The organism is Frigoribacterium sp. CFBP 8759, assembly GCF_014841655.1.
Taxonomy (GTDB): Bacteria; Actinomycetota; Actinomycetes; order Actinomycetales; family Microbacteriaceae; genus Frigoribacterium.
This window is the reverse complement of the sequence record NZ_JACYUH010000001.1, coordinates 510,798-536,066: the sequence shown is the minus strand read 5'-3', so window position 1 is coordinate 536,066 and position 25,269 is coordinate 510,798. Positions and strand designations below refer to the sequence as shown.

Here is a 25,269-nt window from a genome sequence, read left to right as displayed (position 1 = left end):
GGGTACGGGGGCTCCACGGAAGTGGATGCCTCGACAGTAAAGCTTCTCGTTTGTCGAGTGGAGTCCCCAGAGCAGGGGTGATTTCGTCCGCCTTGTGGGGGACATCGGGGTACAGCGGGGCGGATGGCGGTGCCGAGGACGCGACCCGCGCCTCCTGCGTCCTACCGGCGGGGGCGACGCCCGCCGTGGCCCTGGCCCACGGTCGGGATCGACGTCGTGACGACCGCCACCGACGAGGTGATGACCGCGAGCGACGAGGTCGACAGGGTCGCCTGCGCGTGACCGGTCAGCGGGAATCCGCGTCGGCCCGCCACGATCACGACGAGGCTGATCGCGACGATGGCCGCGGCGGCGAACGGCACCGTGGCGAGGCCCGTCATCCCGTAGACCTGCCCGCCGATCGCGGCACCGGCGGCGATGCCGACGTTCGAGCCGGCGTTGATCAGCGCGCCCGCGATGTCGGGGCTGACCCCGCCGGTGCGGATCGCGGCCGCCATGAAGAGCGTCCCGGTCGTGCCGTTGGCGGCCATCCACAGCCCCGCGACCACGAACGTGCCGACGAGCGAACCGTGCACGAACGGTAGGGCGGCCAGGGCGCCGATCATCACCGCGACCGCGACGATCAGCGTCTGCCGGGGTGCCCGGTCGACGAACGCGCCGGCCGCGAGCAGGCCGACCACGCCCGTGCCGCCGAGCACGAGCAGGGCGCCGCCGACGAGGTCCTCGCCGAGGCCGGCCCCCGTCAGGTACGGGCCGATGAAGGTGTAGACGACGTAGTGGCCGGCGAACAGCATGAGGTCGGCCACGACCACGGCGAGCAGCCCCGAGCGTGCCCACGAGCGGACCGAGCCGACGTGCGGCGACGACTCGCCCTGGACGTGCGGCAGGAACAGCGCGGCCACGACGGCCAGCACCGCGGTGGCGACGGCGACCGCGCCCACGGCGGGACGCCAGCCGAGCTGGTCGCCGACCGTCGTCGCGAGCGGCACGCCGACGACGAAGCCCAGCGAGCTGCCCGAGTAGACGAAGGCGATGGCGCGGCCCGCCAGGCGCGGCGGCACGATGCGCGTCGCGTAGGCCGAGGCCACCGAGAAGAACAGGGCGTGCGCGATGCCACCGACCACGCGACCGGTCAGCAGCACGCCGAAGCTCGGGGCGAGCGCGACCATCAGGTTCGAGGCCGTGTAGCCGACCAGGGTCGTGACGAGCACGGCCTTGCGGGGGAAGCGTGCGGTGGCCCAGGTGAGGGGCAGGGCCAACGCGGCGACGGCCACGGCGTACACCGTGACGACGACGCCCATGCGCGCCTCACTGACGCCGAGGTCGGTGCTCATGGTCGAGAGGAGGCCGACCGGGCTCAGTTCGGTGGTGATCGCGAAGAACGTCGCGAGGCCGAGCACGGCGATGCCGACGACGCCCGAGGGGGTCAGGCGGTGCGGCTGGGGCGTGGGGCGGGTGTCGCGCGGGTGCGTCGACGACGAGCGCGGGGGAGGTGCGGCGGCGGGCGTGCGCACGGCGGGCGTGCTCGAGGTCTGGGGCGGGCGCTGAAGGGTGTCGGTCACGGGAATGCCTCCGGGCCCGGGGCGCGTGCGCACGGCGATCATCTCGTCGGGGGCATCGTGGACGTCGGCGGCCGACTCGTGGTCGACCCCGGTCTGCACGATGCAGCACACTCGTCGCGGGCCATGCTGCTGGCGGGTGGATTGGGGGGATTGCCACTCCACGACGAGGGCGCTCATCCAGTGTGACATGCCACCCCCGGGGGCTCGCAAGGCCCCCGAACGAGAAACCGAACGGCGTTCGCTCGCGGCGAGCGAACCGGGCGGCGATCCGGCGTCCGACCGGATTCCCGGACCGGATCTCGAGACCGGTCGGGGACGAGGAGGCGCGGGTGGCGTGCCCGCGTCCCGTCACCGCGCGTACCCTGGTCGCCATGAGCACCGACACCGCCCCCGACCGCATCCTGATGTTCGGCGCCGAGTGGTGCCGTGACTGCCGCCGCTCGAAGGCGCTGCTCGACCGTGAGGGCGTGGCCTACGACTACGTCGACCTCGAGGCCGTCGCCGACGGTGCCGACCGCGCCTACGCCGTCAGCGGTCGCACGCAGATCCCCGTCGTGGTCTTCCCCGACGGCAGCCACCTGGTCGAGCCGACCGACGCCGAGCTCGCCGCCAAGCTCTAGTCCGGCACGGCCGCGCCGCGTCGCCGCGCCTCCGGCCGCGCCGACCCTCCACCCCGCCACGAAGTAAACGATCCGCCACGCAAACGTGTGGCGGGTTGTTCAGATCGTGGCGGGGTTCGTCAGCAGGCGCTCGTACGTCGTGAGCGCGTCGTACGACTTCGCCGGCCCGCGCACCGTCCACCGCTCCTCGAACGACGTCGGCGAGAGCACCCGGGTCTCGACGAGGTAGGCGTCCGGGGCGCACGGGTGGTGCGCCTCCCAGGCACCCGACCGCAGGTCGAGGTCGACGAAGTGGCGGCCGTCGGCGAAGCGCACGTCGAGCGATCCATCACCCCGGGCCCCGTAGCCGAGTCGTCGGGTGGCGGGCGTCCGCCGGTCGGCCACGACGAGCTCGCCGGACTCGTCGTAGGTCGCCACGAGGTCGGAACCCGCCCGCGCCTCCTCGATGGTCGCCGTCCCGTCGAACCGGGCGTGCTCGCCGGTGCGGTGGTCGTCGATCTCGCGCGTGACGGACCACCGGCCGAGCAGCAGCGCCAGCGTCTCAGCCGGCATGTCGATCGGCGACCACGGAGAACCCCTCTCAGGCGGTCCCCCTCGACGACCGCGGGAGAACACCCGATCTTCGCGCACGGCCGTCGACGGACCAAGTCGCGGTGGCGTGGCGGCCTGGTGCCGCGCGCTCGTGACGCACCACACCGCGTTTCGTGCACCGCACCCCGACTGGTCGTGGTGCGGTGCACGAAACGCGGTGCAGTGCGGGCGGGCGCCTAGTGGCGGGTGGGGTCGTCCGAGTCCTTGGCGACCGTGACCTTCTCGCCGTCGACCTCGTCGCGCTTGGCCTTCTGGGCGTCGCCGCGGGTCTTGGCGAGGCTGGCGATCGTGGCCACGGTGATGGTCGCGCCGATGAAGAGCAGCGAGAACCAGATCGGGATCTCGGGCACCCACAGCAGCGGTTCGCCGCCGTTGATGAACGGCACCTCGTTGACGTGCAGGGCGTGGAAGACGAGCTTGACGCCGATGAACGCGAGGATGATCGCGAGGCCCTGCGACAGGTACACGAGGCGTTCGAGCAGCCCGCCGATCAAGAAGTAGAGCTGGCGCAGACCCATCAGGGCGAAGGCGTTGGCCGTGAAGACGATGTACGCCTCGTTGGTCAGGCCGTAGATCGCGGGGATCGAGTCGAGGGCGAAGACCAGGTCGACGAAGCCGATCGCGATCACGCAGAGCAGCAGCGGCGTCACGAAGCGCTTGCCGCCCTTCTTGACGGTGAACTTGTCCTCGTGGAACTCGTCGTCGACGGGCAGGACGCGGCGGGCGATCTTGACGAAGGCGTTGTCGGCCGCGTTGCCGCCGTGGTCGCCCTTGATCTGCTGGTAGGCCAGCACGAAGAGCAGGGCGCCGAAGAGGTAGAAGACCCACGAGAAGTTCTCGATCAGCGCGGCGCCGGCGGCGATGAAGCCCGCACGCATGATGAGCGCGATGACGATGCCGATCATCAGCACCTTCTGCTGGTACATGCGCGGCACGGCGAACCCGGTCATGATCAGCAGGAAGACGAACAGGTTGTCGATCGACAACGCCTTCTCGGTGAGGTAGCCGGCGAAGTACTCGCCGCCGAAGCCCCAGCCGCTCACGAAGCCGATGCCGACGCCGAACAGCAGCGCGAGGCCGATGTAGAACGCCGACCAGCGGGCGGACTCGCCGATCGTCGGCTCGTGCGGCTTGCGCACGTGGGTGAAGAACTCGAACACGAAGAACGCGATGGTGACGGCGATCGTGATGAGCCAGGTGGTCAGTGAGACGTCCACGGGGATGCTCCGGGTGGGTCGGGCTGATGAGGCGGGTCGGGCTGAGCGGCGCGAACGGCCGGACAGCGGAGAAGGCTCGTGACGAGCGGAAAGGCTCCTGAGACGACGGTACGTGGGGGTCCGCTGGGGGCGTGCCCTCAAGCGACCGTGACAGTGCTGAGAAGCTGCAGTGCGTGCAAGGCCCGCACCCGCATCACCGGGGCGGCCGATGCCCCGGCCGGCACCGAGGCAGGAGGTGCCCCGGCTACGACCGGGGCGCCAGGTGCACCCCGGCGAGCATGCAGCGCACGGACCCGCCGGCGAGCTCGATCGTCGGCACCTCGAGCGGCAGTGGCCGTGCGTGCCGCGACACGGTGCGGCGTTGCGACGGGGTGAGGGACGCCCATCCTCGTGCCGAGATCGCCAGCACGGGCCCGTCGGCCCCCGCCAGTTCGAGCGCGTTGCCCGCGAACTCGCCGAGTTGGGTGCGGGTCAGGGCGACCACCTCGCGTCCGGAGGCCGCCAGGCGCTCGACCACGCGCCTCCGTTCGCTCGGTGACGCGATCGACTCGAGTCCGACCAGGGCGAACCGCGACGCCACGCTCATCATGACGTTCGTGTGGTAGATCGGCACGCCCGTCGCGTCGGTCGCGGTGAAGGTCAGGGGCTCGTAGCCGAGGTCGGAGCAGACCAGGGCGACGGCCGCCCGGTCGGCACGGTGCGAGAGCGCGACGTAGGCGACGCGCCCGACGTGGTCGAGGACGAGCGCCCCGGTGCCCTCGACGACGATCCCGCGCCGTTCGAGCGGGGAACGGTCGAGCACCTCGGTGACGCGGTACCGCTCGCGCAGCAGGTCGACGACGTCCGTGCGTCGCTCACCCCGACGGTTGGGCGAGTGCATCGGGTAGAGCACCACCCGGCCGTCGTCGTGGGTCGAGAACCAGTTGTTCGGGAACACCCCGTCGGGCCGGTCGGTCCGCTCGTCGTCGACGAGGTGCACCGTGACGCCCGCCGCGCGCAGTGCCTCGGCCGCCCGGGTCACCTCGTCGAACGCGCGCGCCGCGAGCTGGGCCCGGGTCGCGTCGACCTCGGCCGGGTCGGTCTGGAACGCGTTGTCGGCCGCGGTCTGCGGGTTCGGCGTGAAGTGGTGCGGCCGCACCATCACGACCGCGGCGGGGGACTGGACGGCCGTCCGCGCCTCCTCGTCGGCGCTTCGGGTGCGCGAGGAGGCGCGGAGTGCGGGGGACGCCGGCGGCGTCACCACGGCGGTCGCCGGGGACGAGGAGGCGCGGGGCGGGGGAGCGACGGTCGTCACGACGGTCTCGGCGCGGCTTCTGCGGTGGGTGCGGTCCGGGGCGGTCGGGGGCTCAGGCGCCGACGGGTCGGCGGGCGGCGACGAGGCCGAACAGGTCCTTCGGGTCGTCGGGGTCGGCGACGAGGTCGATCTCGACGGCGTAGTCGGTGCCGACGACGTCCTGTCGGAGGTACTTCAGGGCGCACACGTCCTCGATGGCGAAGCCGACCGAGTCGAAGATCGTGATCTGCTCGTCGCTCGTGCGCCCGGGGCGCTGCCCGGCGACGACCTGCCACAGCTCGGTGACGGCGAAGTCGGCCGGCTGGTGCTGGATCTCGCCCTCGACGCGGGTCTGCTCGGGGTACTCGACGAAGACGTCGGCCCGGCGCAGCGTCGCGGGGTCGAGCTCGGTCTTGCCCGGGCAGTCGCCGCCGATCGCGTTGACGTGGACGCCGGGGCGGACGGCCTCGTCGGGCAGGACGACCGCGTTCTGCTTGTCGGCCGTGCAGGTCGTGATCACGTCGGCGCCGTCGGCCGCCTCACCGGGGCTCGCGCAGACCGTGATGTCGAAGCCGAGCGGCTCGAGGTTGCGGACGAACTTCGCCGTGGCGCCCGGGTCGACGTCGAACACGCGGACCGTGTCGAGCCCGAGGGTCGAGCGCATCGCGAGGGCCTGGAACTCGGCCTGCGAGCCGGCGCCGATCAGGGCGAGCACGCGCGAGTCGGCCCGGGCGAGACGCTTGGCGGCCATCGCGCTCGTGGCGGCGGTCCGCAGCGCGGTGAGGATCGTCATCTCGGCGAGGAAGGTCGGGTAGCCCGTGTCGACGTCGGCGAGCACGCCGAACGCGGTGACGGTCTGGTAGCCGCGGCCCGGGTTCGACGGGTGGCCGTTGACGTACTTGAAGCCGTAGGTCTCGCTGTCGCTGGCCGGCATCAGCTCGATGACGCCGATGGGGCTGTGGGAGGCGACGCGGGGCGACTTGTCGAAGGCGGGCCACCGGGCGAAGTCGCGTTCGAGGGCGGTCACCATGCCGCTGGTGATCGGGCCGACCCCGCGGTCGGTGACCCATCGGATCATGTTCTGCACGTCCACGAAGCGCACCACGGCGACCTCCTCCTGCTCGGCCCGGTTCGGTCGTCGCGTCCGGGTGGCACCACGTTAGGACTGGGCGATGTGCAGCCACAATCACCATCGAGCGCCATTCCGCACGCTCGATCACCCGTTGTGCGCGGTCGTGCTGTACGTTTCGATCCATGGCGGATCTCGACGAACTCGACCGGCGCCTCCTGGCGGCCCTGCGGGTCGACGCGCGCGAGTCGGCCGCGAGCCTCGCGCGGCGGTTGGGCGTGACGCGGGCGACCATCACCTCACGGCTCGACCGGCTCGAGGCGTCGGGAACGGTGCTCGGCTACACCGTGCGGGTGCGAGAGGCCGACGATCCCGACCTCATCCGTGCGATCGGCTTCATCGAGATCGAGGGGCGGTCGACCGACCACGTCATCCGGCAGCTGCGCGGGTTCCCCGAGGTGGCGTCGCTCCACACGACGAACGGCGGCTGGGACCTCGTCGCCGAGCTGCGCACGTCGTCGCTCGGCGAGTTCGACCGCGTGCTCGCCCGCATCCGCAGCGTCGAGGGCGTCGTCAACAGCGAGACCAGCCTGCTGCTCAGCTCCGTCCTCCGCTGACCGGCACCCGCGCGGCGGCCGCCGTCCTCGGCCTGGTCGCACCAGGGGCACTCAGGCCGCGCCGCGCCTCCCGGCGACGATGCTCTTCAGGGCCTCGTCGAGGTGCGGGTGGACGAACTCGTACCCGCCGTCGACGAGGCGCTCGGGCAGCACCCACCGGCTCTTGAGCACGAGCTCGGTCTCGGTGCGGAGCACGGCCGTGCCGAGCTCGAGCATCCACCGCCAGGCAGGCAGGCCGAACGGCACGCCCAGCACGCGACGGAGGGTGCGCATCACGGTGCGGTTGTCGCTCGGGTTCGGGGACGACAGGTTGAGCGGGCCCTCGACGGACGAGTCCTCACGGGCGAACCGGATCGCCCCGAGCACGTCGTCGACGTGAATCCAGCTGAACTTCTGCCGTCCACCGCCGCGACCCTCGTGGTGGTACGTGCCCGCCGCGAGCCGCGCCCGGGTGGCCGGCCACGGGCCGTCGAACTGCGGCCCGCCGAGGCCGACCCGCACCAGGTTCATCAGGGGGACGAGCGCGCTGCCGTCGCCCAGCACGATGGCCATGCGCAGGGCGACGCGGCGGGTGGCGGGCAGCTCGCCCGAGAAGAACTCGGCCTCCCACGCGGTGGCCACGTCGACCGAGAACCCCGACCCGATCTCGCCGTCCGACTCGGTCATCGGGCGGTCCTCGGCGTGGCGGTAGATCGTCGCCGTCGACGAGTTCATCCAGACCCGAGGAGGCGCGGCGCACGCGAGCACCGCCTCCTTCAGTTCGCGCGTGGTCTCGACGCGCGAGCGCACGATCTCGGCGCGGTTCTCCGGGCCGTAGCGGCAGTTCACGCTCTTCCCGGCGAGGTTGACGAGCAGGTCGGCGCCCTCGAGGAGGGCGGTGATGCCGGCGGTGTCACCCCATGACGCGTCGGGTCCGTGGCGGCCGATCAGGCTGACGCGGGCACCCTCGGCGCGGAACGCGGCCGCGAGGTGCTGCCCGATGAAGCCGCTGGCTCCGGCGAGGACGATGTGGTCGGTCATGCGCTCAAACTAGGGGACCGGACGGTCACCGTCGGCGCGGTCCCTCGACGTCGAGAAGTCCTCACCTGTGGGACGCCGGTTAGCCTCGTCGGCATGAGCCATCCCCTCGTGACCGCCGCCGAGCTCGACGCCACCCTGACGGGCGGGGGAGTCGTCCGCCTGCTCGACGTCCGGTGGCGGCTCGACCGGCCGGACGGCCGCCCCGCCTTCCGCGAGGGGCACCTGCCCGGCGCCGTCTACGTCGAGCTCGACTCCGAGCTCGCCCGTCACGGTGAACCCGTCGAGGGGCGTCATCCGCTGCCCGACCGGGCCGACCTGCAGGCCGCCGCCCGACGCTGGGGACTCCGCGACGGGGACGCCGTCGTCGTGTACGACGACCTCGGCGGGCAGTCCGCGGCCCGCGCGTGGTGGCTGTTGCGGGCCTCGGGCGTCGCCGACGTGCGTCTGCTCGACGGCGGGCTCGCGGCCTGGACCGACGCGGGCCTGCCCCTCGAACAGGGCGATGCCGACGTGGTGCCCGGCGACGTCACCCTCGGCGACGATCCGTGGCCCGTGATCGACGCCGACGCGGCGGCCTCGTGGCCCACCACGGGCGTGCTGGTCGACAGCCGGGCCGCCGAGCGCTACCGCGGCGACGTCGAACCGGTCGACCCGCGGGCCGGTCACGTCCCGGGTGCCGTCAACCTGCCCACGGCGGGCAACCTCGACCCGTCGGGCCGCTTCGTCGACGCCGCGGCGCTGCGGGCCCGGTTCGAGGAGGCGGGGGTCACTCCGGCGACGCCGGTGGCCGTCTACTGCGGGTCGGGCATCACGGCGGCCCACAACGCCCTGGCCGCGACGATCGCCGGGTTCGACCCCGTGCTCTTCGCCGGGTCGTGGAGCGCCTGGTCGAACGACCCGTCGCGACCCGTCGCCACCGGCGACCGCCCCGACTGAGTCGCGCCCGGGTCGCCGGGGCGCGGTCCGTCAGTCGGCGTGACCCGGTTCGGGCACGCTCGTCCGGTCGTCGACCACCGCGTCGACGGCGGTTCGTCGCAGGTCGTCGATCGCGTTCATCGCCGCGCCCTTCTGGCGATGGCCCTCGGAGGAGGCGATGACCACGCCGTTGCCGGTGGTGAGGGCGAAGCGGTACTCGCCCGAGGCGTCCTGGGTGACGACGAAGGTGCCTGCCATGGGGGTCCCCTTGCACGAAGTGGTGCACGCGCTCTGCGTGGCGACAGCATAGGGCCGTACCCCGGGCGGGAGGCCACGCGCGTCGCGGAGTCGGGTGGCGCCTCCCGCGGGTCGGCCACCCGGCGACCACTTGACATGTGACATTCCAACTGTCACACTGTGTGAGTCGGTGCGGCCGCCCGCGAGTCTCGTCCCCCCTCCGAGACCGGGCGGCCGCACCGGTCCGTCTCGGTCGCGCACCGAGCACACGAGAGCGCCCGACCCCGGATGGCAGTCGCGGGGTCGGGCGCTCTCGTCGTCCCGGGCGGTGGCCGCGGGTCTCGGGTGCTAGGTCAGTCGGCCAGCAGGACCGCCATGGCGCCCTTCAGGGCCTCGCGGTCGCGGCGCAGCTTGGCGACCTCCGCCTCGAGCTCGGCGACGCGTTCGGCCGTGGCGGCCGACCCCGAGCCCGGGGGGCGACCTCGGCGCGGGGCCGCGGTGGTCGACGGGGCGGGCTCGTCGTCGTCCGCGGTGACGTCGAGTTCCTTCTCGACCGCGTCGTCGGGTGCCGGCGTGGGGGCGGTCGCCCGCTCGTGGGCCCGGATCCAACCGCGCAGGGACTGCTCGCCGACCTCGAACTCGGACGCCGTCTCGCGGATGATCGACCGGTTGCCCGGCTCGGCCTCGCGACGCTCGAGCACCCGGGCGAGCGACTTCTCTCGCGTCTCGTCGCTGTACTTCTGTTCGAAAGGCATGTGCGCTCCTGGTGTCGAGACACGGTGTCGTGTCGGCTCATTGAATAGCCCCCGTGATGACCGTACTGTACGGTGACGTACGAGCGCACGGTTATGACGACAACTCACGTAACCGATCATGTCGCGCATGTTGACGGATGGTGTAACACGACCGTCGATGGGCGTCAGGTGTCGCCGATGCGACCGCCGCCGCCGGGGTGGCGCCCCACGGCGACTCGCGGCGGAACCGCCCGTCCTCCGGGAGTTGTCGAGGCGGACCGCTTAAGGTGTCAGGGTGTGGCGAGCCGACAGACAGCATGACAACGACGACGACGAGAACGACTCCGTCGCCGTCCCGACCGGCGCGCCCACGGGCGTGATCACACCCCACGCCGTCAGCCTCGGGCACCCGGGGCAGTCCCTGGGCAACGTGGCCGAGCCCGTCTGGAACACCTGGCGCGAGTCCCTCCGCCGGGTGGGCGGCCCCTCCACGCTGCTGCACTTCGGCGACTCGCAGCGGTCCCGCATCGAGCTGAGCACGACCCACCCCGGTGGCCTCGCGCAGTTCATCACGGGCAAGACGACCCTGCTCTCCAGCCTGATCCGCGACGACCTCGCCCTGCGCACGGCCCGTGCCGCGGCCGGTGAGATCGCCGCCAAGGGGCTCGAGCTGAGCACGGTCCGTGGCATCGACGCCGTCCACCTGGCCATCGGCGTCGCCGCCTGGTCCTTCGCCGGAGAAGACTTCCGGGCGCCCGTGTTGCTGCGGCCGTTGGCGATCCGTCGCCACGGGCGTGACTTCGAGGTCAAGCTGCTCGGCGAGCCCTTCCTCAACCCGGCGTTGGTCGACGCGCTGCACGACCAGTTCGGCATCACGCTCGACGCCGAGTCCTTCGTCTCCCTCGCCAGCCGAGAGGGGTCGTTCACGCCCAACCCGGTCATCGACCGGCTCCGTGGGCTGACCGCCCACCTCGAGTGGTTCACGGTGCAGCCCCGCCTGGTCGTCTCGACCTTCACCGAGGTCTCGACCGAGATGGCCCTCGACGCCCGCGAGCTGGGGCACCCGGTGCTCGACGCGCTCGCCGGCAACCCGATGGCCATCCGTCAGGTCGAGGAGGCCTACCGCCCGACGACCGCCACCCCGCAGGACGAGCGCAGTCCTGAGACCGACACCCTGCTGCTCGACGCCGATCCCGAGCAAGAGAACGTCGTGGCCCAGATCGCCGCCGGCAACTCGGTCGTCGTCAAGACCCTGCCGGGCACCGGTGGCACGCAGACCATCGTCAACGCGGTGGGTCGTCTGGTGTCGCAGAACAAGCGCGTCCTCGTGGTCAGCGCCCGCCGGGCGACCCTGCGCGGCATCACGAGCCGTCTCGCCGAGGTCGGCCTGCCGGGCGTCGCCGTCAGCCCGACCACGCTGCGTCGTGACGTGATCCGGTCGATCTCCCGCAACGAGAAGGCCACCCACCCGCAGATGGGTGAGGTCGACGACGCCCTCGTGCGCCTCCGCAAGGTGCTCGTCGACTACCGCGGCGCCCTCAGCCGCCGGGACCCCGAGCTCGGCGTCTCGGTGCTCGACTGCCTCACCGAGCTCTCGCGGCTGGCCCTGTTGCCCGCCGCCCCGGCGACCACCGCCCGCCTCAGCCGCCGCAGCATCGCCGCCATGGTCGACGGTCGCGGCCGCGTCGCCGAGACGATGGTCGGTGCCGCCAACCTGGGCGAGTTCAAGTACGGCCCGGGCGACTCGCCCTGGTACGGCGCGCGCTTCACCGAGAGCGTCGGGGCCGGTGACGCGCACCAGCTCGCCAAGAACCTCCACCACCGTGACCTGCCGCGTCTGCTCGAACGCGCCGAAGAGGTGATCGGCAGCACGCGCATGCGCCCGTTCGAGAGCGTCGCCGAGCTCGGCGTCTACCTGCGCCTGCTCACCGAGATCCGCGACACCCTCGACAAGTTCATGCCCGTCGTGTTCGACCGCTCGGTCGCCGAGCTCGTCGCCGCGACGGCGCCGAAGCGCGAGGCACCCGACATGTCGAGCGCCAACCGCCGTCGGCTCAAGAAGCTCGCCCGCGAGTACGTGCGACCCGGCGTCCACATCGCCGACCTGCACGGTGCGCTGCAGCGCATCCAGCAGCAACGCGTCGTCTGGCAGCGCTACGTGTCGGCGGGCACCCCGCCCGAGGTGCCGACGGGCATCGCCGACACGCACGTGCTGCACCAGCAGGTGTCGCAAGACCTCGAGCGCCTCGACGGCCCCCTCGGCCTCAAGGGTGACGACGGGCTCACCGAGATCGGCATCGTCGAGTTGCAGCAACGACTCGAGGCCCTCGCCGCCGAGAGCGACGTCCTGCAGAACCTCCAAGAGCGCACCGAGCTCATGACGACCCTGCGCGACCTCGAACTGACCCCGCTGATCACCGACCTGGCCAACCGCCACGTGCCTGAGCACCAGGTCGCGGCCGAACTCGAGCTCGCCTGGTGGCGCTCGGCGCTGGAGTCGCTGCTCGAGGCCGACCGGGCCCTGCTCGGCGCCAACACCGCGATGCTCGACCGACTCGAGGCCGACTTCCGCCTCGTCGACGAGGCCCACGCCGCGGGCAGCGCCCAGTTGCTCGCATGGCTCCTGGCCGAGAACTGGAAGATCGGGTTGGTGGACTGGCCCGACGAGGCGTCGGCGCTCAAGGGTCTGCTGCGTCAGGGCCACCTGACCGCTCGCCTGCTGCACGACGCGGCCCCGCACCTGTCGCGCGCCATCGCTCCCGTCTGGGTCGCGTCGCCGTACGAGGTCCACACCATCGCCGACACCGTGCCGTTCGACACGGTCGTGCTCGTCGACGCCGGGGCCACGACCCTGGCCGAGAACGTCGGGGCTATCCGTCGGGGCAAGCAGACGGTCGCGTTCGGCGACCCCGTGACCCAGACCCCCTCCGAGTTCGACATCGGCGTCGTGCCGGGTAAGCCGCCCGTCGACGCGGACGAAGAGGCCCTGGCCGCGTCGCACTCCGAGAGCGCCCTGGCGCGCCTCGCGACCCTGCTGCCCACGCTCTCCCTCACGCGCAGCTACCGTGCCGGCGGAGAAGACCTCGCCGAACTCGTCAACCGTCGTTTCTACGGCGGTCGCATCGAGTCCCTCCCCTGGGCGGGCAGCTTCCTCGGCCACGGCAGCATCGCGCTCGACTACGTCTCGGGCGGCACCGCCGTCCCCGATCCCGAGTCCGGCGCCGTCGAGAGCGTCGACGCCGAGGTCGACCGCGTCGTGTCCCTCGTCCTCGAACACGCCCGCACGCGCCCGAGCGAGTCGCTCATGGTGTTGACGGCGTCGGCCAAGCACGCCATCCGCGTCCAGCAGGCCGTGTTGACCGCCGTCTCGGGGCACAAGGACTTGACCGAGTTCGTCGTGGGCGACCGCAGCGAGCCGTTCATGATCGCCACCCTCGAGCAGAGCGTCGCGCAGAGCCGCGACCACGTCGTGTTCTCGATCGGCTACGGCCGCACCCCGCACGGCCGCGTGCTCAGCGACTTCGGGCCGCTCGGCCAGCCGGGTGGCGAGCGCCTGCTGGCCGTGGCCATGACGCGTGCGCGTCGTTCGATGGTCATCGTCACCTGCTTCCAGCCGGGTGACATCGACTCGAGTCGCATGGGCCACGGAACGGTCGCGCTCAGCGAGATCCTCACCGAGGTGCAGGCCCGGACGTCGGCCGAGCACGTCCCCGACGACAGCGAGCCCATGCTCGTCGACCTGGCCCGCCGGCTCGAGGTCAAGGGCATCCCCGTCGCGCTCGGGCACCGGGGCAAGCTCGGTCTCGTCGCCGCCCACGACGGCGTCTGCGTCACGATCGAGACCGACACGACGCTCTCGCGCACCAGCCTGCGCGAGTCGCTGCGCTCGCGTCCCGAGGTGCTGCGGCGGCTCGGCTGGCACTACATCCGCGTGCACGCGTTCCAGCTCTTCACCGATCCCGACGCCGTCGCCGAGCGCGTCGCCGAGGTGCTCGGCATCGGTGACTCGCTTACGCACGAGGTGCCGGCCCTGTCGGCCAGCCAGCACGTCAACCGTCGATGACCGCAGGAGGCGCGGCGTCCGAGGGCGACGCCCCTCACGCCCTCGAGGCGGCCGAGCCGAGCCCCCTGGTGGTGCGTCGGCGGTCCGGGCGTCGCGTGAGCACCGACCCGGTGCCGGGCAGCGACCCGACGCCCGCTCCCGAACCCGCTCGGCAGGGGTCCAGCGAGAACGACCAGCGACTGCGTGCCGACGTCCCGCCGCACTGGGGCTGAGTCGGCCCCGGGCGGCGACGCGCGCCCGACGTCGGCATGAACCACGAATGCGACGATGAACCCCGATTCCGGGGGGTTCATCGTCGCATTCGGGGTTCACGGGCGGGCGGAGCCCGGGAGAGTCGCCGGGGCGTCAGCGGCTCCCGAGCGGACCGTTCTCGCTGTGGGGGTCGCGCGACTCGAGCACGGGCGCGGCGTGGGAACCGCCGCCGACGGCGGGTGCGGCCTGCGCACGCAGAAGGTCGCGGATCTCGCTGAGCAGTTCGACGTCGGTCGGCGGGACGTCGGCGGGGGTCTCCTCCGCCTTCTGCTTGGCGAAGGTGCGCTTGAGCAGGTTGTTGACCGGCAGCACGAGCACGAAGTAGACGACGGCCGCGATGATCAAGAACTGGATCGCGGACCCGATGACGGCGCCGAACTTCAGCTGGGCCTCGCCGCCGGCGAGCGTCGGGATCGTGACGATGAGCGCCTCGTCGAGCATGGTCGCGTTGAACGCGGCCCCGATCAGCGGGTTGAACACGTTGGTCACGAGCGACGTCACGATGGCGGTGAAGGCCGCACCGATGACGACCGCGACGGCGAGGTCGATGACGTTGCCGCGCAGGATGAACTCTTTGAAACCCTTCACGGGCGACTCCTTCTGATCGGACGAGATGAGATTCTCGACGTCAAGCAAACCACGGAGGCGCGCTCGGGTGGCCCCGTCGGTCGCCGCGGCCGGTCAGGACGAGCTGGACGAGCCGCCCGACGAGCTCGAACCGGACGAGCTCGAGCCCGACGAGCCGGAGCCGGACGAGCCGCTGCCGGAGCCGGACGAGCCCGACCCGCTGCCCGAGGCGCCCGACGAGGACGAGCCGCTCGCGCCTCCTGAGCTCTTCTCGGACGAGCCGGACGACGATCCCTTCTCGCCGGAGCCGCCCGACGAGCCCGAGCCCGAGCCCGACGTGCTCTTCGAACGCGAGTCGGTGCGGTAGAAGCCCGACCCGTTGAAGGTCACGCCGACGGGGCTGAACACCTTGCGGAGCTTGCCCTGGCAGACCGGGCAGACCGTCAGGGTGTCGTCGGTGAACGACTGGACGATGTCGAAGGCGTTGTCGCACTCGGTGCAGCGGTACGAGTAGGTGGGCACGGAGGCGCTCCTGAAGGAAGGCGAGTCTAGAACTCGTGGATGCCGGAGGGGGTGACGACGCCGTCGACGGGTTGGTCGTGCCGCTCTCGGGGCACCGACTCGACGTACTCGGGGTCGAACACCACAGCATAGACGGGCGGACGACGCTCCATCGAGCCGAGGGTCTTGTCGAAGTAGCCCCGGCCCCAGCCCATGCGCATGCCGCCGTGGTCGATGGACGCCGCGGGCACGACGATCAGGTCGACGTCGTTGACCGCCATCGGGCTGAGCACCTCGCCGACGGGCTCGGGCAGGTCGAAGAGGCCCCGCGTCTCGCTCTCGCCGTCGCCCACCGCCCAGTCGAGCAGGCCGTCGGCCCGCGTGATCGGGAACAGCACGCGGACGCCGTTCGCGAAGGCCCAGTTCAGGAACGGACGCGTGTTCGGCTCGACGTCGGTCGACAGGTAGGCCGCGATCGAGCGCACCGACAGGCCCGTCGCGAGGTCGGTGAGGTGCCGCGTGATGCCCTCGGTGGCCTGGTCCCTCTCGTGCGCACCCAGGGTGCGACGCTTCTGGCGGATCTCGGCTCGCAGGGCGCGTTTGGCGTTGCCGACGTCGTCAGTCATGACGACGAGCTTAACCGTCCGACTATTAACCTCCGCGAAACGTCGGGGATGGATACGCTGACCCGCATGGGCTTCACGATTTCTAAAGCAGTCATTCCCGCCGCGGGCCTGGGGACACGATTCCTGCCCGCCACGAAAGCAATGCCGAAGGAGATGCTGCCGGTCGTCGACAAGCCGGCGATCCAGTACGTCGTCGAGGAGGCCGTCAACGCCGGCCTCACCGACGTGCTGATGATCACGGGACGCAACAAGAACGCGCTCGAGAACCACTTCGACCACGTCAGCGAGCTCGAGGAGACGCTGAAGAAGAAGGGCGACCACGACAAGCTCGCCAAGGTCAACCAGTCGACCGACCTCGCCGACATGCACTACGTGCGCCAGGGCGACCCGCTCGGCCTCGGCCACGCGGTGCTCCGCGCCAAGATGCACGTCGGTCGCGAGCCGTTCGCCGTGCTGCTCGGTGACGACATCATCGACGCACGCGACCCGCTGCTGACGCGCATGGTCGAGGTGCAGGGGCAGAAGAACGCCACCGTCATCGCCCTCCTCGAGGTCGACCCCTCGCAGACCCACCTCTACGGCATCGCCACGGTCGAGAAGACCGACGAGGACGACGTCGTCAAGGTCACCGGCCTCGTCGAGAAGCCGGCCCAGGGCGAGTCGCCCTCGAACCTGGCCATCATCGGCCGCTACGTCATCCGCCCCGAGGTCTTCGACGTCCTCGAGAAGCAGGAGCCGGGCAAGGGCGGCGAGATCCAGCTGACCGACGCCCTCATGAAGATGGCCGGTGCCGAAGAGTGGACCGGCGGCGTGTACGGCGTCGTCTTCCGTGGCCGTCGGTACGACACCGGCGACAAGCTCGACTACATCAAGGCCATCGTCCAGCTCGCGTCCGACCGCGAGGACATCGGTGGCGAGCTGCGCCCGTGGCTGCAAGAGTTCACCGCCGGGCTCGAGAAGTAAGCAGGCGACTCGTTCCGTGACGAACATCCCCACGCTGACGGAGGGGGCGGTGACCATCCGCCCCCTCCGTCTCCGTGACACCCGCGACCTCGACCAGGCCCTGATGGAGAACAGGTCGTGGCTGCGGCAGTGGGAGGCCACCAACCCGAACGGCTTCACCAGCCACGACGTGCGCGGCAGCATCCGCTCGTTGCAGACGAACGCCCGGGCCGGGCTCGGTCTGCCGTTCGCGATCGAGCTCGACGGCCGGTTCGTCGGCCAGCTGAACGTCTCGGGCATCGCCTACGGCTCGCTCGGTTCGGCCACCATCGGCTACTGGGTGACCCAGGCCGCGGCGGGCCACAACGCGACGCCGATCGCGGTGGCACTCGCGACCGACCACTGCTTCCGGGCACTGGGGCTCCACCGCATGGAGATCTGCATCCGGCCCGAGAACGCCCCCAGCCTGCGCGTCGTCGAGAAGCTGGGCTTCCGCTACGAGGGTCTGCGGCGGCGGTACATCCACATCAACGGTTCGTGGCGCGACCACTTCTGCTTCGCGCTGGTCGCCGAAGAGGTCCCCGAAGGCGTCCTGCGTCGCTGGACCACGGGCACCGTGCCGGTCGGGCAGGGCAGCGTGCCCGCCGACGCCCTGGCCGAGGCCGGGCGCGCGCTGCCGCTGTAGCGACTCCGCCCCCGGGGGCGCTCGTCGGGTCGCGAGGCACATCCGTGCCGCGACACGCGGACACACCTGTCGATCAGCGGCCTCCTGGGCCCGCCCGCTCATACCTTGGTCACCATGAACATCGAGTCGTGGGGTGGAGGCGTCGTCCTCGCTCTCGTCGCCGCGCTCTGGCTCGTCTACCTCGTGCCCACCTGGCAGCGCCGACGCGAGTACCTCGCGACCGAACGCAACGCCGTGCGGCTGCAGCAGACCCTGCGCATCCTCGCCCAGACGGCCGAGGTCCCCGACGAGGTGCGCATCGAGGCGAACGCCCGCTCGGTCGCCGACGCGCAGAAGATCCTGCGACACGAGGAGGCGCGGCGCGAGGCCCTGAGGCGTGCGCACGAGGCGGCGCGGCAGCGTGCCGTCACCCGTGAGCTCGCCGCGGCCGCCCCCGTGTTGCGTGCCGCCGACCGTGACCCGGCCCTCGCCGCCCGTCGGCTCCGACGCTCACGCCTGGTCTCGACCGTGGTGCTCGCCGTCAGCGTCGTCGCCGTCGTCGGCGGCGTCGCCGCGGGCCTGACGTCGTCGTGGGTGCTCGTCGTCGCCGGCCTCGTCTTCGGCGCCGGCGCGGTCGCGATGCTGACCCAGCTCGCCGCCGTGTCGCGGGCGCGCGCCCGCCGGGCGGTCGTCGCCCCCGTCGCGCAGCCGCTCAAGGACTTCTCCGGCGTCCTGGGCGACGGCGTCGTCATCCGCGACGAGCAGGCCTCGGCCGAGTCGCGCCTGTGGACCCCCGTGCCCGTCCCGAAGCCCCTCTACCTGCGGCGCGGCCGCCAGCGCCCCGTCCCCGACGCGTCGGTGGACGCCGCGTCGGCCGACGCGGCGGCCGAGCTGCAGCGGGACTCCCGTCGCTCGGTCGAGTCCCTCCGGTCGGCCCAACACGACGCCCTGCGCGAGGCCGCCCGGGCCGAGGCCGCGCTGCAGTCGACGCGACGGGCGTCGGTGGCCCGCACCGCGCCTCCTGCACCCGTCGCGGCTCCCGCCGTCCCCGCCGAGGAGGCGCGGGTCGAGCCGGTCGCGCCCCCTCGCCCCCCGAGTCGCTTCGCCCGCATGGGCATCATCGACGACCTGCCGCAGTCGGACTTCTCGCTCGACGAGGCCCTGCAGCGTCGCCGCGCCGTCTGACCCGCGGAGCGCCCGGCCCGGGTTCATCCGGGTGTCGACGAGGTGCTATCGTGGCAGAGCAGTTTCTGGGGCTATGGCGCAGTTGGTAGCGCGTCTCGTTCGCAATGAGAAGGTCAGGGGTTCGAATCCCCTTAGCTCCACCACATCAGGCCCGGGTCGATCACGACCCGGGCCTTCCTCATGCCGGCGCCGCCGTCGTCGGCCCGAGCGACCTGATGGATCCGCTGTGAGCGGGTGCGGCGGGCCGAGGGTGGTCGTAGCATCCGGGCATGTCACTCGCAGTCAGCATCGTGCAGCACGACGAACACGACCACCCGGTCTGGTACCTGCAGTACTCGTACGCCCGCGCCCTGCCCGGCGCGCCGGCCCGGGGGCCGTACCACTCCCGATCCGAGGCCGAGGAGGCGCTGCGCCACCTGCGCGACGCCGCCCACATGTACGGCGAGTTCGAGATCTCGGTGCTGCCGGCCTGACCACCCCGATTCGGCGCATGACCGCCGAGAGGTTGCGGAGGGTGAATCAATTACGACAGATCGGTAACGAAAACCGGTCGCGCAGCCTGTTCGACCCTTGGGGACGTCGAGATCACGACATGCTTGCCTGATGAGCACTCCGCAGCCGCCCTACGGCTCGTCCGACGAGCCCCGTGACCCTCGCGACGAGAACGGACGCGGCGACCAGACGCCTCCGCCGTCGGCACCCCGGCCCCCGCAGCCGGCCTACGGCACGACGCCCCCGCCGAGTGCTCCCCAGCCCGCCTACGGAGCCCCGCAGCAGCCCTACGGCGGGCAGCCGCAGGGCGACCGCTCGCAGCAGCCCTACGGCGGACAGCCGCAGCAGCCGTACGGCGGCCAGCAGCAGCCCTACGGTGGCGCCCCGACCGGCGCTCCCGCCTACGGTCAGGCCCCGCAGTCGCCGCAGGGTGGCAACGGCCTGGGCATCGCCTCGATCGTCGTCGGCGGCGTCGGACTGCTGCTGTCGTTCGTCGGGTTCGGCGTGATCCCCGCGATCGTCGGCCTCGTGCTCGGCATCATCGCGCTCGTGAAGAAGAAGGGTGCGCGCATGCTCGCCCTGATCGGCACGATCGTGTCGGGGCTGGGCGTCCTGATCGGCATCGCCGTCGTGATCTTCGGTGTCATCGTCGGGCTCGCCTCCGTCCAGGCCATCAACGAGTCCCTGCCCACGAGCGGCTCGATCGACTCGGGTGACACCGGGACGGCCGACGGCGACGCCTCGGCCGAGAACAACGCCTTCGGCGACACCTTCACCTACGACGACGGCATCGCCCTGACCGTCTCGGCCCCCGAGGCGTACACGCCCGGCGAGTACTCGAGCGGCGCCGACCAGGCGGCCTCCGTGGTCTTCACCGTGACGATCGAGAACGGCACCGACGCCAACTTCGACCCGATGCCCTACGAGACGGCCACCTCGGGCGGCGTCGAGGCCAGCAAGGTCTACGACTCCGACATCGAGAGCTCGCCCACGACGGTCGTCCCGGCCGGCCAGTCCATCTCGTACCGCATCGTGTTCTCGGTGGCCGACGCCGACCAGATCGTCTTCCAGATGTCCCCGTCGTTCGACTACGACGACGTGGTGTTCACCAGCTGAGCCGTTCCGCGTCCACCGGCCCCGTGTCGGGCGGAGCCCCCGTCGTCCGCGACGGGGGCTCCGTGGCGTCCGGGGCGACCGGTGTCGCGCCTCCTGCACCATGATGGTCGGGTGCCTCCGACGACCCCGACCGATGCCCCGACGCCCCACCTCTCGACCGATCCCGAGCTGCTCGCGCGGCTGAGGGCCGACCTGGCGTCGTCCGGGTTCACGGTCGAGCGGCTGCAGGGTGCCGACGCGTGGGGCTCGCACGCCGGGGCCGCACTCTTCCGCGGCGAGCGGGTCGCGGCCCGTCGTGCCCTCGCCCGCAGCGCGGCTCGCGACGAGTCCGTGCGTCCGGCCGCCACCCTCGCGTCGCTCTTCGTGCTCGGCTACCCGCAGGCCGTCGACGCGGTGGCCGGCGCCCTGCCGACCCTGGGTGCCGAGGGCGCGGTCGCCCTCGGGCTCGTCGCGAGGGAGGGCGACTCGGTCCGTGCGCTCGTCGACCTCCGTCCGTACGCCTTCGTCGACGCCTCGGGCGAGGCGAGCTGGTGGATCGCCTCCGACCTCGGCGAGCTCGTCGTCGAGGGGGCGCTGCGCGAGGACCACGTGCTCGGCGTCGGGGGAGCCTCGGCGACGCTCGCCGGCCTGATGATCTCGCGCCAGGTCGACCGGGCGCTCGACCTCGGCACCGGCTGCGGCATCCAGGCGCTGCACGCGGCCCGGCACGCGCGACACGTCGTGGCCACCGACATCTCGCAGCGCGCCCTCGACTACGCCGCGTTCAACGCCGCGCTCAACCTGGTCGACGGCATCGAGCTGAGGCTGGGCAGCCTGTTCGAGCCCGTCGCCGGCGAGACCTTCGACCACATCGTCTCGAATCCGCCCTTCGTCATCACGCCCCGGGCCGAGGGCGTGCCCGAGTACGAGTACCGCGACGGCGGCATGGTCGGCGACGACCTCGTCGCCTCGGTCGTCGAGGGCCTCGGGCGACACCTCGCGCCGGGCGGCATCGCACAGCTGCTGGGCAACTGGGAGTCCGGAGGCGCGGGTGCGGTCGCCGGCAAGAGGGGCGCGTACTCGGTCGCCGACTGGGCGGCCCGGGGTGGCGTGCCCGTCGACGTCTGGGTCGTCGAGCGCGAGGTGCAGGACCCGACCGCGTACTCCGAGACCTGGATCCGCGACGGCGGCACCCGACCCGGTTCCGCCGACTTCGAGCGCCTGTACGAGGCGTGGCTCGGCGACTTCGAGGCCCGCGGGGTCGTCGAGGTCGGGTTCGGCTACCTGACGGTGCGTCGGCCCGAGGACGACGCGAGCCTGCCCGTGGTGCGCACGGAGCGCCTCCTCGGCGGTCTCGGCCAGAACGACGTGGGACTCGGTGCCCACCTGCTCGGCACGCTCGACGCCATCGACCTGCTGCGCGACCTCGACGACGAGCGGCTGGCCGCGCGTCGGCTGGTCGTCGCGGGCGACGTCACCGAGGAGCGCCACTACTGGCCGGGCAACGACGACCCCACGGTGATCTCGTTGCGGCAGGGCGGCGGCTTCGCCCGCACGGTCGACTCGGGGACGGCCCTGTCGGCCCTGGTCGGTGCCTGCGACGGCGAGCTCAGCGTCGGGGCGATCGTCGGTGCCCTGGCCCAGCTGCTCGGGGCTGACGAGGCCGCTCTGCGGGCGGAGCTGCTGCCCCAGGTCCGCGAACTGGTGACGACGGGCATGCTGCGGGCCTGAGCCGGACGGGCGTGTCCCGTCCCGGGCTCGGAAGACGTGCCGGGCGCCGGCCGGACGGGGTCAGGCGTGGGTGCCCACCGTCGCCAGCGCGAGGCGCCAGACGAGCTCGACGTGCTCGGCCATGTCGGTGGCGGGGTCGAGCATCCACTGGATCTGCATGCCGTCGCTGACCGCGAGAAGGACGGTCGCGAGGCGGGTGGGGTCGACGCCCGCCGGCACCTCGCCCCGTCGCTGTCGGGCGGTGATCGCCTCGGCGACCTGGGCGCGGATCGACGCGTAGCGCTCGACGAAGTACGCGTGGGCGGCATGGCTCGGATCGCTCGTCGCGGCCGTCGACATGCTGGCGAACAGCTGGACCAGCCCGGGCACGTCGGCGTTGTGCCGGATGACGGTGATCAACTGCTCGACGATGTCCGCCTGCGGGTCGGCGAGGGCGAGGTCGACCTCGTCGCGTCGGCGCAGGATGGCCGTGAAGAGTTCGTCCTTGCTGTCGAAGTAGTGCAGCAGCCCGGCCTGGCTGAGGCCGACCGAGTCGGCGAGCTCCCGGACCGACGTGCCGCGGAAGCCGTTGCGGGAGACCACCTCGAGCGCCGTGTCGAGGATCTCCGTGCGCTTGGCCACACCCTTCGCGTACGAACCCCGTTGTGCCATGCGGTCAGGCTAGCGCGACCGTCGGCGGTCGGGCCCGAAACCCACCGTCACTCGGTTTTCGCTGGTAGCGTCACGTCATGACCCTCCACCACGACGGCGACGCGGCCGACGACCAGATCCGAGACGACCAGGCCCGGGACGACCAGGCCCGGGACGACCAGGCCCGACTGACCGAGTTGCTCGGGCGACTCACGCTCGACGAGAAGGTGCAGCTGCTCACCGGCCGCGACTTCTGGACGACCCACCCGAACGAGAAGATCGGCCTGCGGCGCATCCTGGTCAGCGACGGCCCCAGCGGGGTGCGCGGCGAGGTGTGGGACGAACGCTCGCCGTCCCTGAACCTGCCCAGCGCCTCCTCGTTGTCGTCGTCCTGGGACCCCGACCTGGCCCGTCGTTACGGTGCCGCGGCCGCCGTCGAGGCCCGCCGCAAGGGCGTCGACGTCGTGCTCGGCCCGACCATCAACCTGCACCGGTCACCCCTCGGCGGTCGGCACTTCGAGGCGTTCAGCGAGGACCCGGTGCTCACCGCCGAGCTCGCTGCCGCGTACGTCCACGGCGTGCAGGACAACGGCGTCGGCGCGACCCCCAAGCACTACGTCGCCAACGACTACGAGACGGACCGCTTCACCGCGAGCACCGTGGTGAGCGACCGGGCCCTGCGCGAGCTCTACCTGCTGGCGTTCGAGAAGGCCGTCACCGAGGCGCACGCCTGGCTGGTCATGTCGTCGTACAACTCGATCAACGGCGTGACCGCGACCGAGAACGAGCTGCTCGAGACGCCGCTGAACAGCGAGTGGGGCTTCGACGGCGTCGTGGTCAGCGACTGGACCGGCGTGCGGAGCGTCGAGAGCGCGAAGCACTCGCAAGACCTCGTGATGCCCGGCCCGGACGGTCCCTGGGGCGACGCCCTCGTCGCCGCCGTGCGGGCGGGAGAGGTGCCGGAGGCCTCGATCGACCGCAAGGTGCTGCGCCTGTTGCAGCTCGCCGCCCGCGTCGGAGCCCTCGACGGCTTCGAGCCGATCGCCGCGACGCCGACCACGGTCGAGGACGGCATCGCCTTCGTCCGCGAGGCCGCGGCCGCCGGCACCGTCCTGGCCCACGACCGGGGAGGCGCGGTGCCGGTCGACCCCGCGATCGTCCGGTCCGTCGCCGTCGTCGGCCACAACGCGAGGTTCGCGCGGACCCAGGGCGGCGGCAGCGCCACGGTGCTGCCCGAGAAGGTCGTCACGCCCGTCGAGGGCATCGAGCAGGCCTTCCCCGACGCGACCGTGACCTACTCGGTCGGCGCCGTCGTGCAAGAGGGCGTGGCCGAGCTGCCCCTCGACCGCATCACCAATCCCGAGACGGGCGAACCCGGCGTCCGTGTGTCGTTCCGCTCGGGCGACGACGAGCTGTTCTCGGAGGACCGTCGGGCCACCGCGCTCGTCTGGTTCGGTGGCGACGCCCCCATCGAGCGCAGCGACACGGTGCGATTCTCGACCCGCTACACGCCGGAGGTCACGGGCGAGATCCTGCTCGGCGTGGCCTCGGTCGGCCACTCGGTCATCCGCGTCGACGGCGAGGTCGTGCTCGACGGCACGAGCGAGGCCGTCGGCGACGACCTCGGCGCGGCGTTCCTCGCACCGCCGTCGCAGTCGGCGGCCGTGGCGGTCGTCGAGGGGCGACCGATCGACGTCGTCATCGACCACACCATCGGGGCGAGCGCACTCGGCGGAGCCCTGAGCTACACCTTCGGCATCGAGCCCGACGACGCCGACCCGTCCGGGCTGATCGACGAGGCCGTCGCGGCCGCGGCGGCCGCCGACCTGACGATCGTCGTGGTGGGCACGAACAGCAAGGTCGAGTCCGAGGGCTTCGACCGCACCTCGCTCGACCTGCCCGGCCGCCAGGACGAGCTCGTCTCGCGCGTGGCGGCGGCCGCCGCGACGACCGTCGTGGTCGTCAACGCGGGATCGCCGGTGACGATGCCGTGGCGTGACGAGGTCGACGCCCTGTTCCTCACCTGGTTCGGAGGTCAGGAGTACGGCCACGCGCTCGGCGACGTCCTCACCGGTGCCGTCGAGCCCGGCGGCCGTCTGCCCACGACGTGGCCCGCCACGCAGGCGGACGTGCCCGTGATCGACGTCACCCCCGTCGACGGCGAGGTGGTCTACGACGAGGGCATCCACGTCGGCTACCGCGCCTGGCTGAAGGCCGGCACGACCCCGGCCTACCCGTTCGGGCACGGCCTCGGCTACACGACCTGGTCGCTCTCAGGCCTCGACGTGACCTCGACGGTGAGCGCAGGAGGCGCGGTGCAGGTGGCCGTCGACGTCACCAACACCGGCGCCCGCGAGGGCAAGCACGTGGTCCAGGTCTACGCCTCGCGCCCCGACTCCGTGGTCGACCGTCCGGCGCGGTGGCTCGTCGGGTTCGCGCCCGTCGTGGTGCCGGCCGGGGGGACGAGCCGTGTCGAGGTGACCGTCCCGGCCCGGGCGTTCGCCGACTGGCGCGACGGGTCCTGGGCCCACGAGCCGGGCGCCTTCACGGTGCACGTCGGGTCGTCCGTCGCCGAGCTGCCGCTCGAGGCGACGGTCGTGCTCGAGGGGTGAGGCGCGCCGCGTGACGCGACCCGCGCCTCCTGGTCCGTCGGAGCAGGAGGCGCG

The 25,269-nt window shown here is 72.0% G+C and carries 24 protein-coding genes and 1 tRNA gene; 13 read left to right on the top strand and 12 right to left on the bottom strand.

Going from position 1 to position 25,269, the window contains the following annotated elements; all coding sequences use genetic code 11:
* Nucleotides 1-161: 161 nt before the first annotated feature.
* Nucleotides 162-1,661, bottom strand: coding sequence for an MFS transporter (locus IFT79_RS02495; RefSeq protein ID WP_192122820.1), 1,500 nt, complete (start codon nucleotides 1,659-1,661; stop codon nucleotides 162-164).
* 272 nt (nucleotides 1,662-1,933) lie between these two features.
* Here IFT79_RS02495 and IFT79_RS02490 point away from each other — a divergent pair, with 272 nt between their 5' ends.
* Entirely contained in the window at nucleotides 1,934-2,182 is a 249-nt protein-coding gene (locus IFT79_RS02490; protein ID WP_043594734.1) for a glutaredoxin family protein, read from the top strand.
* A 99-nt stretch (nucleotides 2,183-2,281) separates the two neighbouring features.
* On the opposite strand, the gene IFT79_RS02485 is transcribed toward IFT79_RS02490, so the two are convergent.
* The 4 genes from IFT79_RS02485 to IFT79_RS02470 all read right to left on the bottom strand — a co-directional run bounded on the left by IFT79_RS02485 (nucleotide 2,282) and on the right by IFT79_RS02470 (nucleotide 6,368).
* Nucleotides 2,282-2,734: a DUF6314 family protein gene (locus IFT79_RS02485; protein WP_192122819.1), complete on the bottom strand. Its 453-nt coding sequence runs from the start codon at nucleotides 2,732-2,734 to the stop codon at nucleotides 2,282-2,284.
* A gap of 215 nt (nucleotides 2,735-2,949) precedes the next feature.
* Nucleotides 2,950-3,990, bottom strand: coding sequence for a TerC family protein (locus IFT79_RS02480; RefSeq protein WP_056049019.1), 1,041 nt, complete (start codon nucleotides 3,988-3,990; stop codon nucleotides 2,950-2,952).
* A 244-nt stretch (nucleotides 3,991-4,234) separates the two neighbouring features.
* Nucleotides 4,235-5,284, bottom strand: coding sequence for a citrulline utilization hydrolase CtlX (gene ctlX / locus IFT79_RS02475; protein ID WP_199859374.1), 1,050 nt, complete (start codon nucleotides 5,282-5,284; stop codon nucleotides 4,235-4,237).
* Between the two features lie 52 nt (nucleotides 5,285-5,336).
* Nucleotides 5,337-6,368, bottom strand: coding sequence for an ornithine cyclodeaminase (locus tag IFT79_RS02470; RefSeq protein ID WP_173153009.1), 1,032 nt, complete (start codon nucleotides 6,366-6,368; stop codon nucleotides 5,337-5,339).
* A gap of 149 nt (nucleotides 6,369-6,517) precedes the next feature.
* On the opposite strand from IFT79_RS02470, the gene IFT79_RS02465 reads away from it, so the two are divergent.
* The gene (locus IFT79_RS02465; RefSeq protein ID WP_056049014.1) at nucleotides 6,518-6,949 is read left to right on the top strand and encodes an Lrp/AsnC family transcriptional regulator; all 432 of its coding nucleotides are present in this window, start codon (nucleotides 6,518-6,520) and stop codon (nucleotides 6,947-6,949) included.
* Nucleotides 6,950-7,000: 51 nt separating this feature from the next.
* On the opposite strand, the gene IFT79_RS02460 is transcribed toward IFT79_RS02465, so the two are convergent.
* Nucleotides 7,001-7,969 carry an epimerase gene (locus IFT79_RS02460; RefSeq protein WP_192122818.1) on the bottom strand — a complete coding sequence of 323 codons (969 nt, stop codon included), beginning with the start codon at nucleotides 7,967-7,969 and terminating at the stop codon, nucleotides 7,001-7,003.
* A 93-nt stretch (nucleotides 7,970-8,062) separates the two neighbouring features.
* On the opposite strand from IFT79_RS02460, the gene IFT79_RS02455 reads away from it, so the two are divergent.
* Nucleotides 8,063-8,905 carry a sulfurtransferase gene (locus IFT79_RS02455; RefSeq protein ID WP_192122817.1) on the top strand — a complete coding sequence of 281 codons (843 nt, stop codon included), beginning with the start codon at nucleotides 8,063-8,065 and terminating at the stop codon, nucleotides 8,903-8,905.
* A 30-nt stretch (nucleotides 8,906-8,935) separates the two neighbouring features.
* Here IFT79_RS02455 and IFT79_RS02450 read toward each other — a convergent pair whose 3' ends face one another.
* The gene (locus IFT79_RS02450; RefSeq protein ID WP_056049008.1) at nucleotides 8,936-9,142 is read right to left on the bottom strand and encodes a YegP family protein; all 207 of its coding nucleotides are present in this window, start codon (nucleotides 9,140-9,142) and stop codon (nucleotides 8,936-8,938) included.
* A gap of 332 nt (nucleotides 9,143-9,474) precedes the next feature.
* Complete coding sequence (locus IFT79_RS02445; RefSeq protein ID WP_192122816.1) at nucleotides 9,475-9,876, bottom strand: hypothetical protein; 402 nt, start codon at nucleotides 9,874-9,876, stop codon at nucleotides 9,475-9,477.
* Nucleotides 9,877-10,150: 274 nt separating this feature from the next.
* On the opposite strand from IFT79_RS02445, the gene IFT79_RS02440 reads away from it, so the two are divergent.
* Both IFT79_RS02440 and IFT79_RS02435 read left to right on the top strand, forming a co-directional pair.
* Nucleotides 10,151-13,918 (top strand): AAA family ATPase, encoded by a 3,768-nt coding sequence (locus IFT79_RS02440; RefSeq protein WP_446718847.1) that lies wholly within the window; start codon nucleotides 10,151-10,153, stop codon nucleotides 13,916-13,918.
* Nucleotides 13,915-14,130, top strand: a complete 216-nt coding sequence (locus tag IFT79_RS02435; RefSeq protein ID WP_056048999.1) for a hypothetical protein — start codon at nucleotides 13,915-13,917, stop codon at nucleotides 14,128-14,130. Before IFT79_RS02440 ends, IFT79_RS02435 begins: the two co-directional genes overlap by 4 nt.
* Before the next feature lie 133 nt (nucleotides 14,131-14,263).
* Here the strand turns inward: IFT79_RS02435 and mscL are convergent, their stop codons facing one another.
* From mscL to IFT79_RS02420, 3 genes are all read right to left on the bottom strand, one after another.
* Nucleotides 14,264-14,758 carry a large conductance mechanosensitive channel protein MscL gene (gene mscL / locus IFT79_RS02430; RefSeq protein WP_056049319.1) on the bottom strand — a complete coding sequence of 165 codons (495 nt, stop codon included), beginning with the start codon at nucleotides 14,756-14,758 and terminating at the stop codon, nucleotides 14,264-14,266.
* Between the two features lie 93 nt (nucleotides 14,759-14,851).
* On the bottom strand, nucleotides 14,852-15,259 hold the full coding sequence (locus IFT79_RS02425) for an FmdB family zinc ribbon protein (protein WP_192122815.1): 408 nt from the start codon (nucleotides 15,257-15,259) through the stop codon (nucleotides 14,852-14,854).
* Nucleotides 15,260-15,285: 26 nt separating this feature from the next.
* Nucleotides 15,286-15,864, bottom strand: a complete 579-nt coding sequence (locus IFT79_RS02420; protein ID WP_043596571.1) for a 5-formyltetrahydrofolate cyclo-ligase — start codon at nucleotides 15,862-15,864, stop codon at nucleotides 15,286-15,288.
* A gap of 48 nt (nucleotides 15,865-15,912) precedes the next feature.
* Here IFT79_RS02420 and galU point away from each other — a divergent pair, with 48 nt between their 5' ends.
* The 7 genes from galU to IFT79_RS02385 all read left to right on the top strand — a co-directional run bounded on the left by galU (nucleotide 15,913) and on the right by IFT79_RS02385 (nucleotide 21,973).
* The gene (gene galU, locus IFT79_RS02415) at nucleotides 15,913-16,827 is read left to right on the top strand and encodes a UTP--glucose-1-phosphate uridylyltransferase GalU (protein ID WP_369794403.1); all 915 of its coding nucleotides are present in this window, start codon (nucleotides 15,913-15,915) and stop codon (nucleotides 16,825-16,827) included.
* 16 nt (nucleotides 16,828-16,843) lie between these two features.
* Nucleotides 16,844-17,491: a GNAT family N-acetyltransferase gene (locus tag IFT79_RS02410; RefSeq protein ID WP_056048986.1), complete on the top strand. Its 648-nt coding sequence runs from the start codon at nucleotides 16,844-16,846 to the stop codon at nucleotides 17,489-17,491.
* A 114-nt stretch (nucleotides 17,492-17,605) separates the two neighbouring features.
* The gene (locus IFT79_RS02405; RefSeq protein ID WP_192122814.1) at nucleotides 17,606-18,655 is read left to right on the top strand and encodes a hypothetical protein; all 1,050 of its coding nucleotides are present in this window, start codon (nucleotides 17,606-17,608) and stop codon (nucleotides 18,653-18,655) included.
* A gap of 67 nt (nucleotides 18,656-18,722) precedes the next feature.
* Nucleotides 18,723-18,798, top strand: a tRNA-Ala gene (locus tag IFT79_RS02400).
* A 126-nt stretch (nucleotides 18,799-18,924) separates the two neighbouring features.
* Complete coding sequence (locus IFT79_RS02395) at nucleotides 18,925-19,128, top strand: hypothetical protein (RefSeq protein WP_056048981.1); 204 nt, start codon at nucleotides 18,925-18,927, stop codon at nucleotides 19,126-19,128.
* A gap of 130 nt (nucleotides 19,129-19,258) precedes the next feature.
* Nucleotides 19,259-20,263, top strand: coding sequence for a DUF4190 domain-containing protein (locus IFT79_RS02390; RefSeq protein WP_192122813.1), 1,005 nt, complete (start codon nucleotides 19,259-19,261; stop codon nucleotides 20,261-20,263).
* A 111-nt stretch (nucleotides 20,264-20,374) separates the two neighbouring features.
* Nucleotides 20,375-21,973 (top strand): DUF7059 domain-containing protein, encoded by a 1,599-nt coding sequence (locus IFT79_RS02385; RefSeq protein WP_192122812.1) that lies wholly within the window; start codon nucleotides 20,375-20,377, stop codon nucleotides 21,971-21,973.
* Nucleotides 21,974-22,033: 60 nt separating this feature from the next.
* Here IFT79_RS02385 and IFT79_RS02380 read toward each other — a convergent pair whose 3' ends face one another.
* A complete protein-coding gene (locus tag IFT79_RS02380) occupies nucleotides 22,034-22,624 on the bottom strand; it encodes a TetR/AcrR family transcriptional regulator (protein WP_192122811.1) in 591 nt (196 codons plus the stop codon).
* 77 nt (nucleotides 22,625-22,701) lie between these two features.
* Here IFT79_RS02380 and IFT79_RS02375 point away from each other — a divergent pair, with 77 nt between their 5' ends.
* Complete coding sequence (locus IFT79_RS02375) at nucleotides 22,702-25,215, top strand: beta-glucosidase family protein (RefSeq protein ID WP_192122810.1); 2,514 nt, start codon at nucleotides 22,702-22,704, stop codon at nucleotides 25,213-25,215.
* Nucleotides 25,216-25,269: the final 54 nt, after the last annotated feature.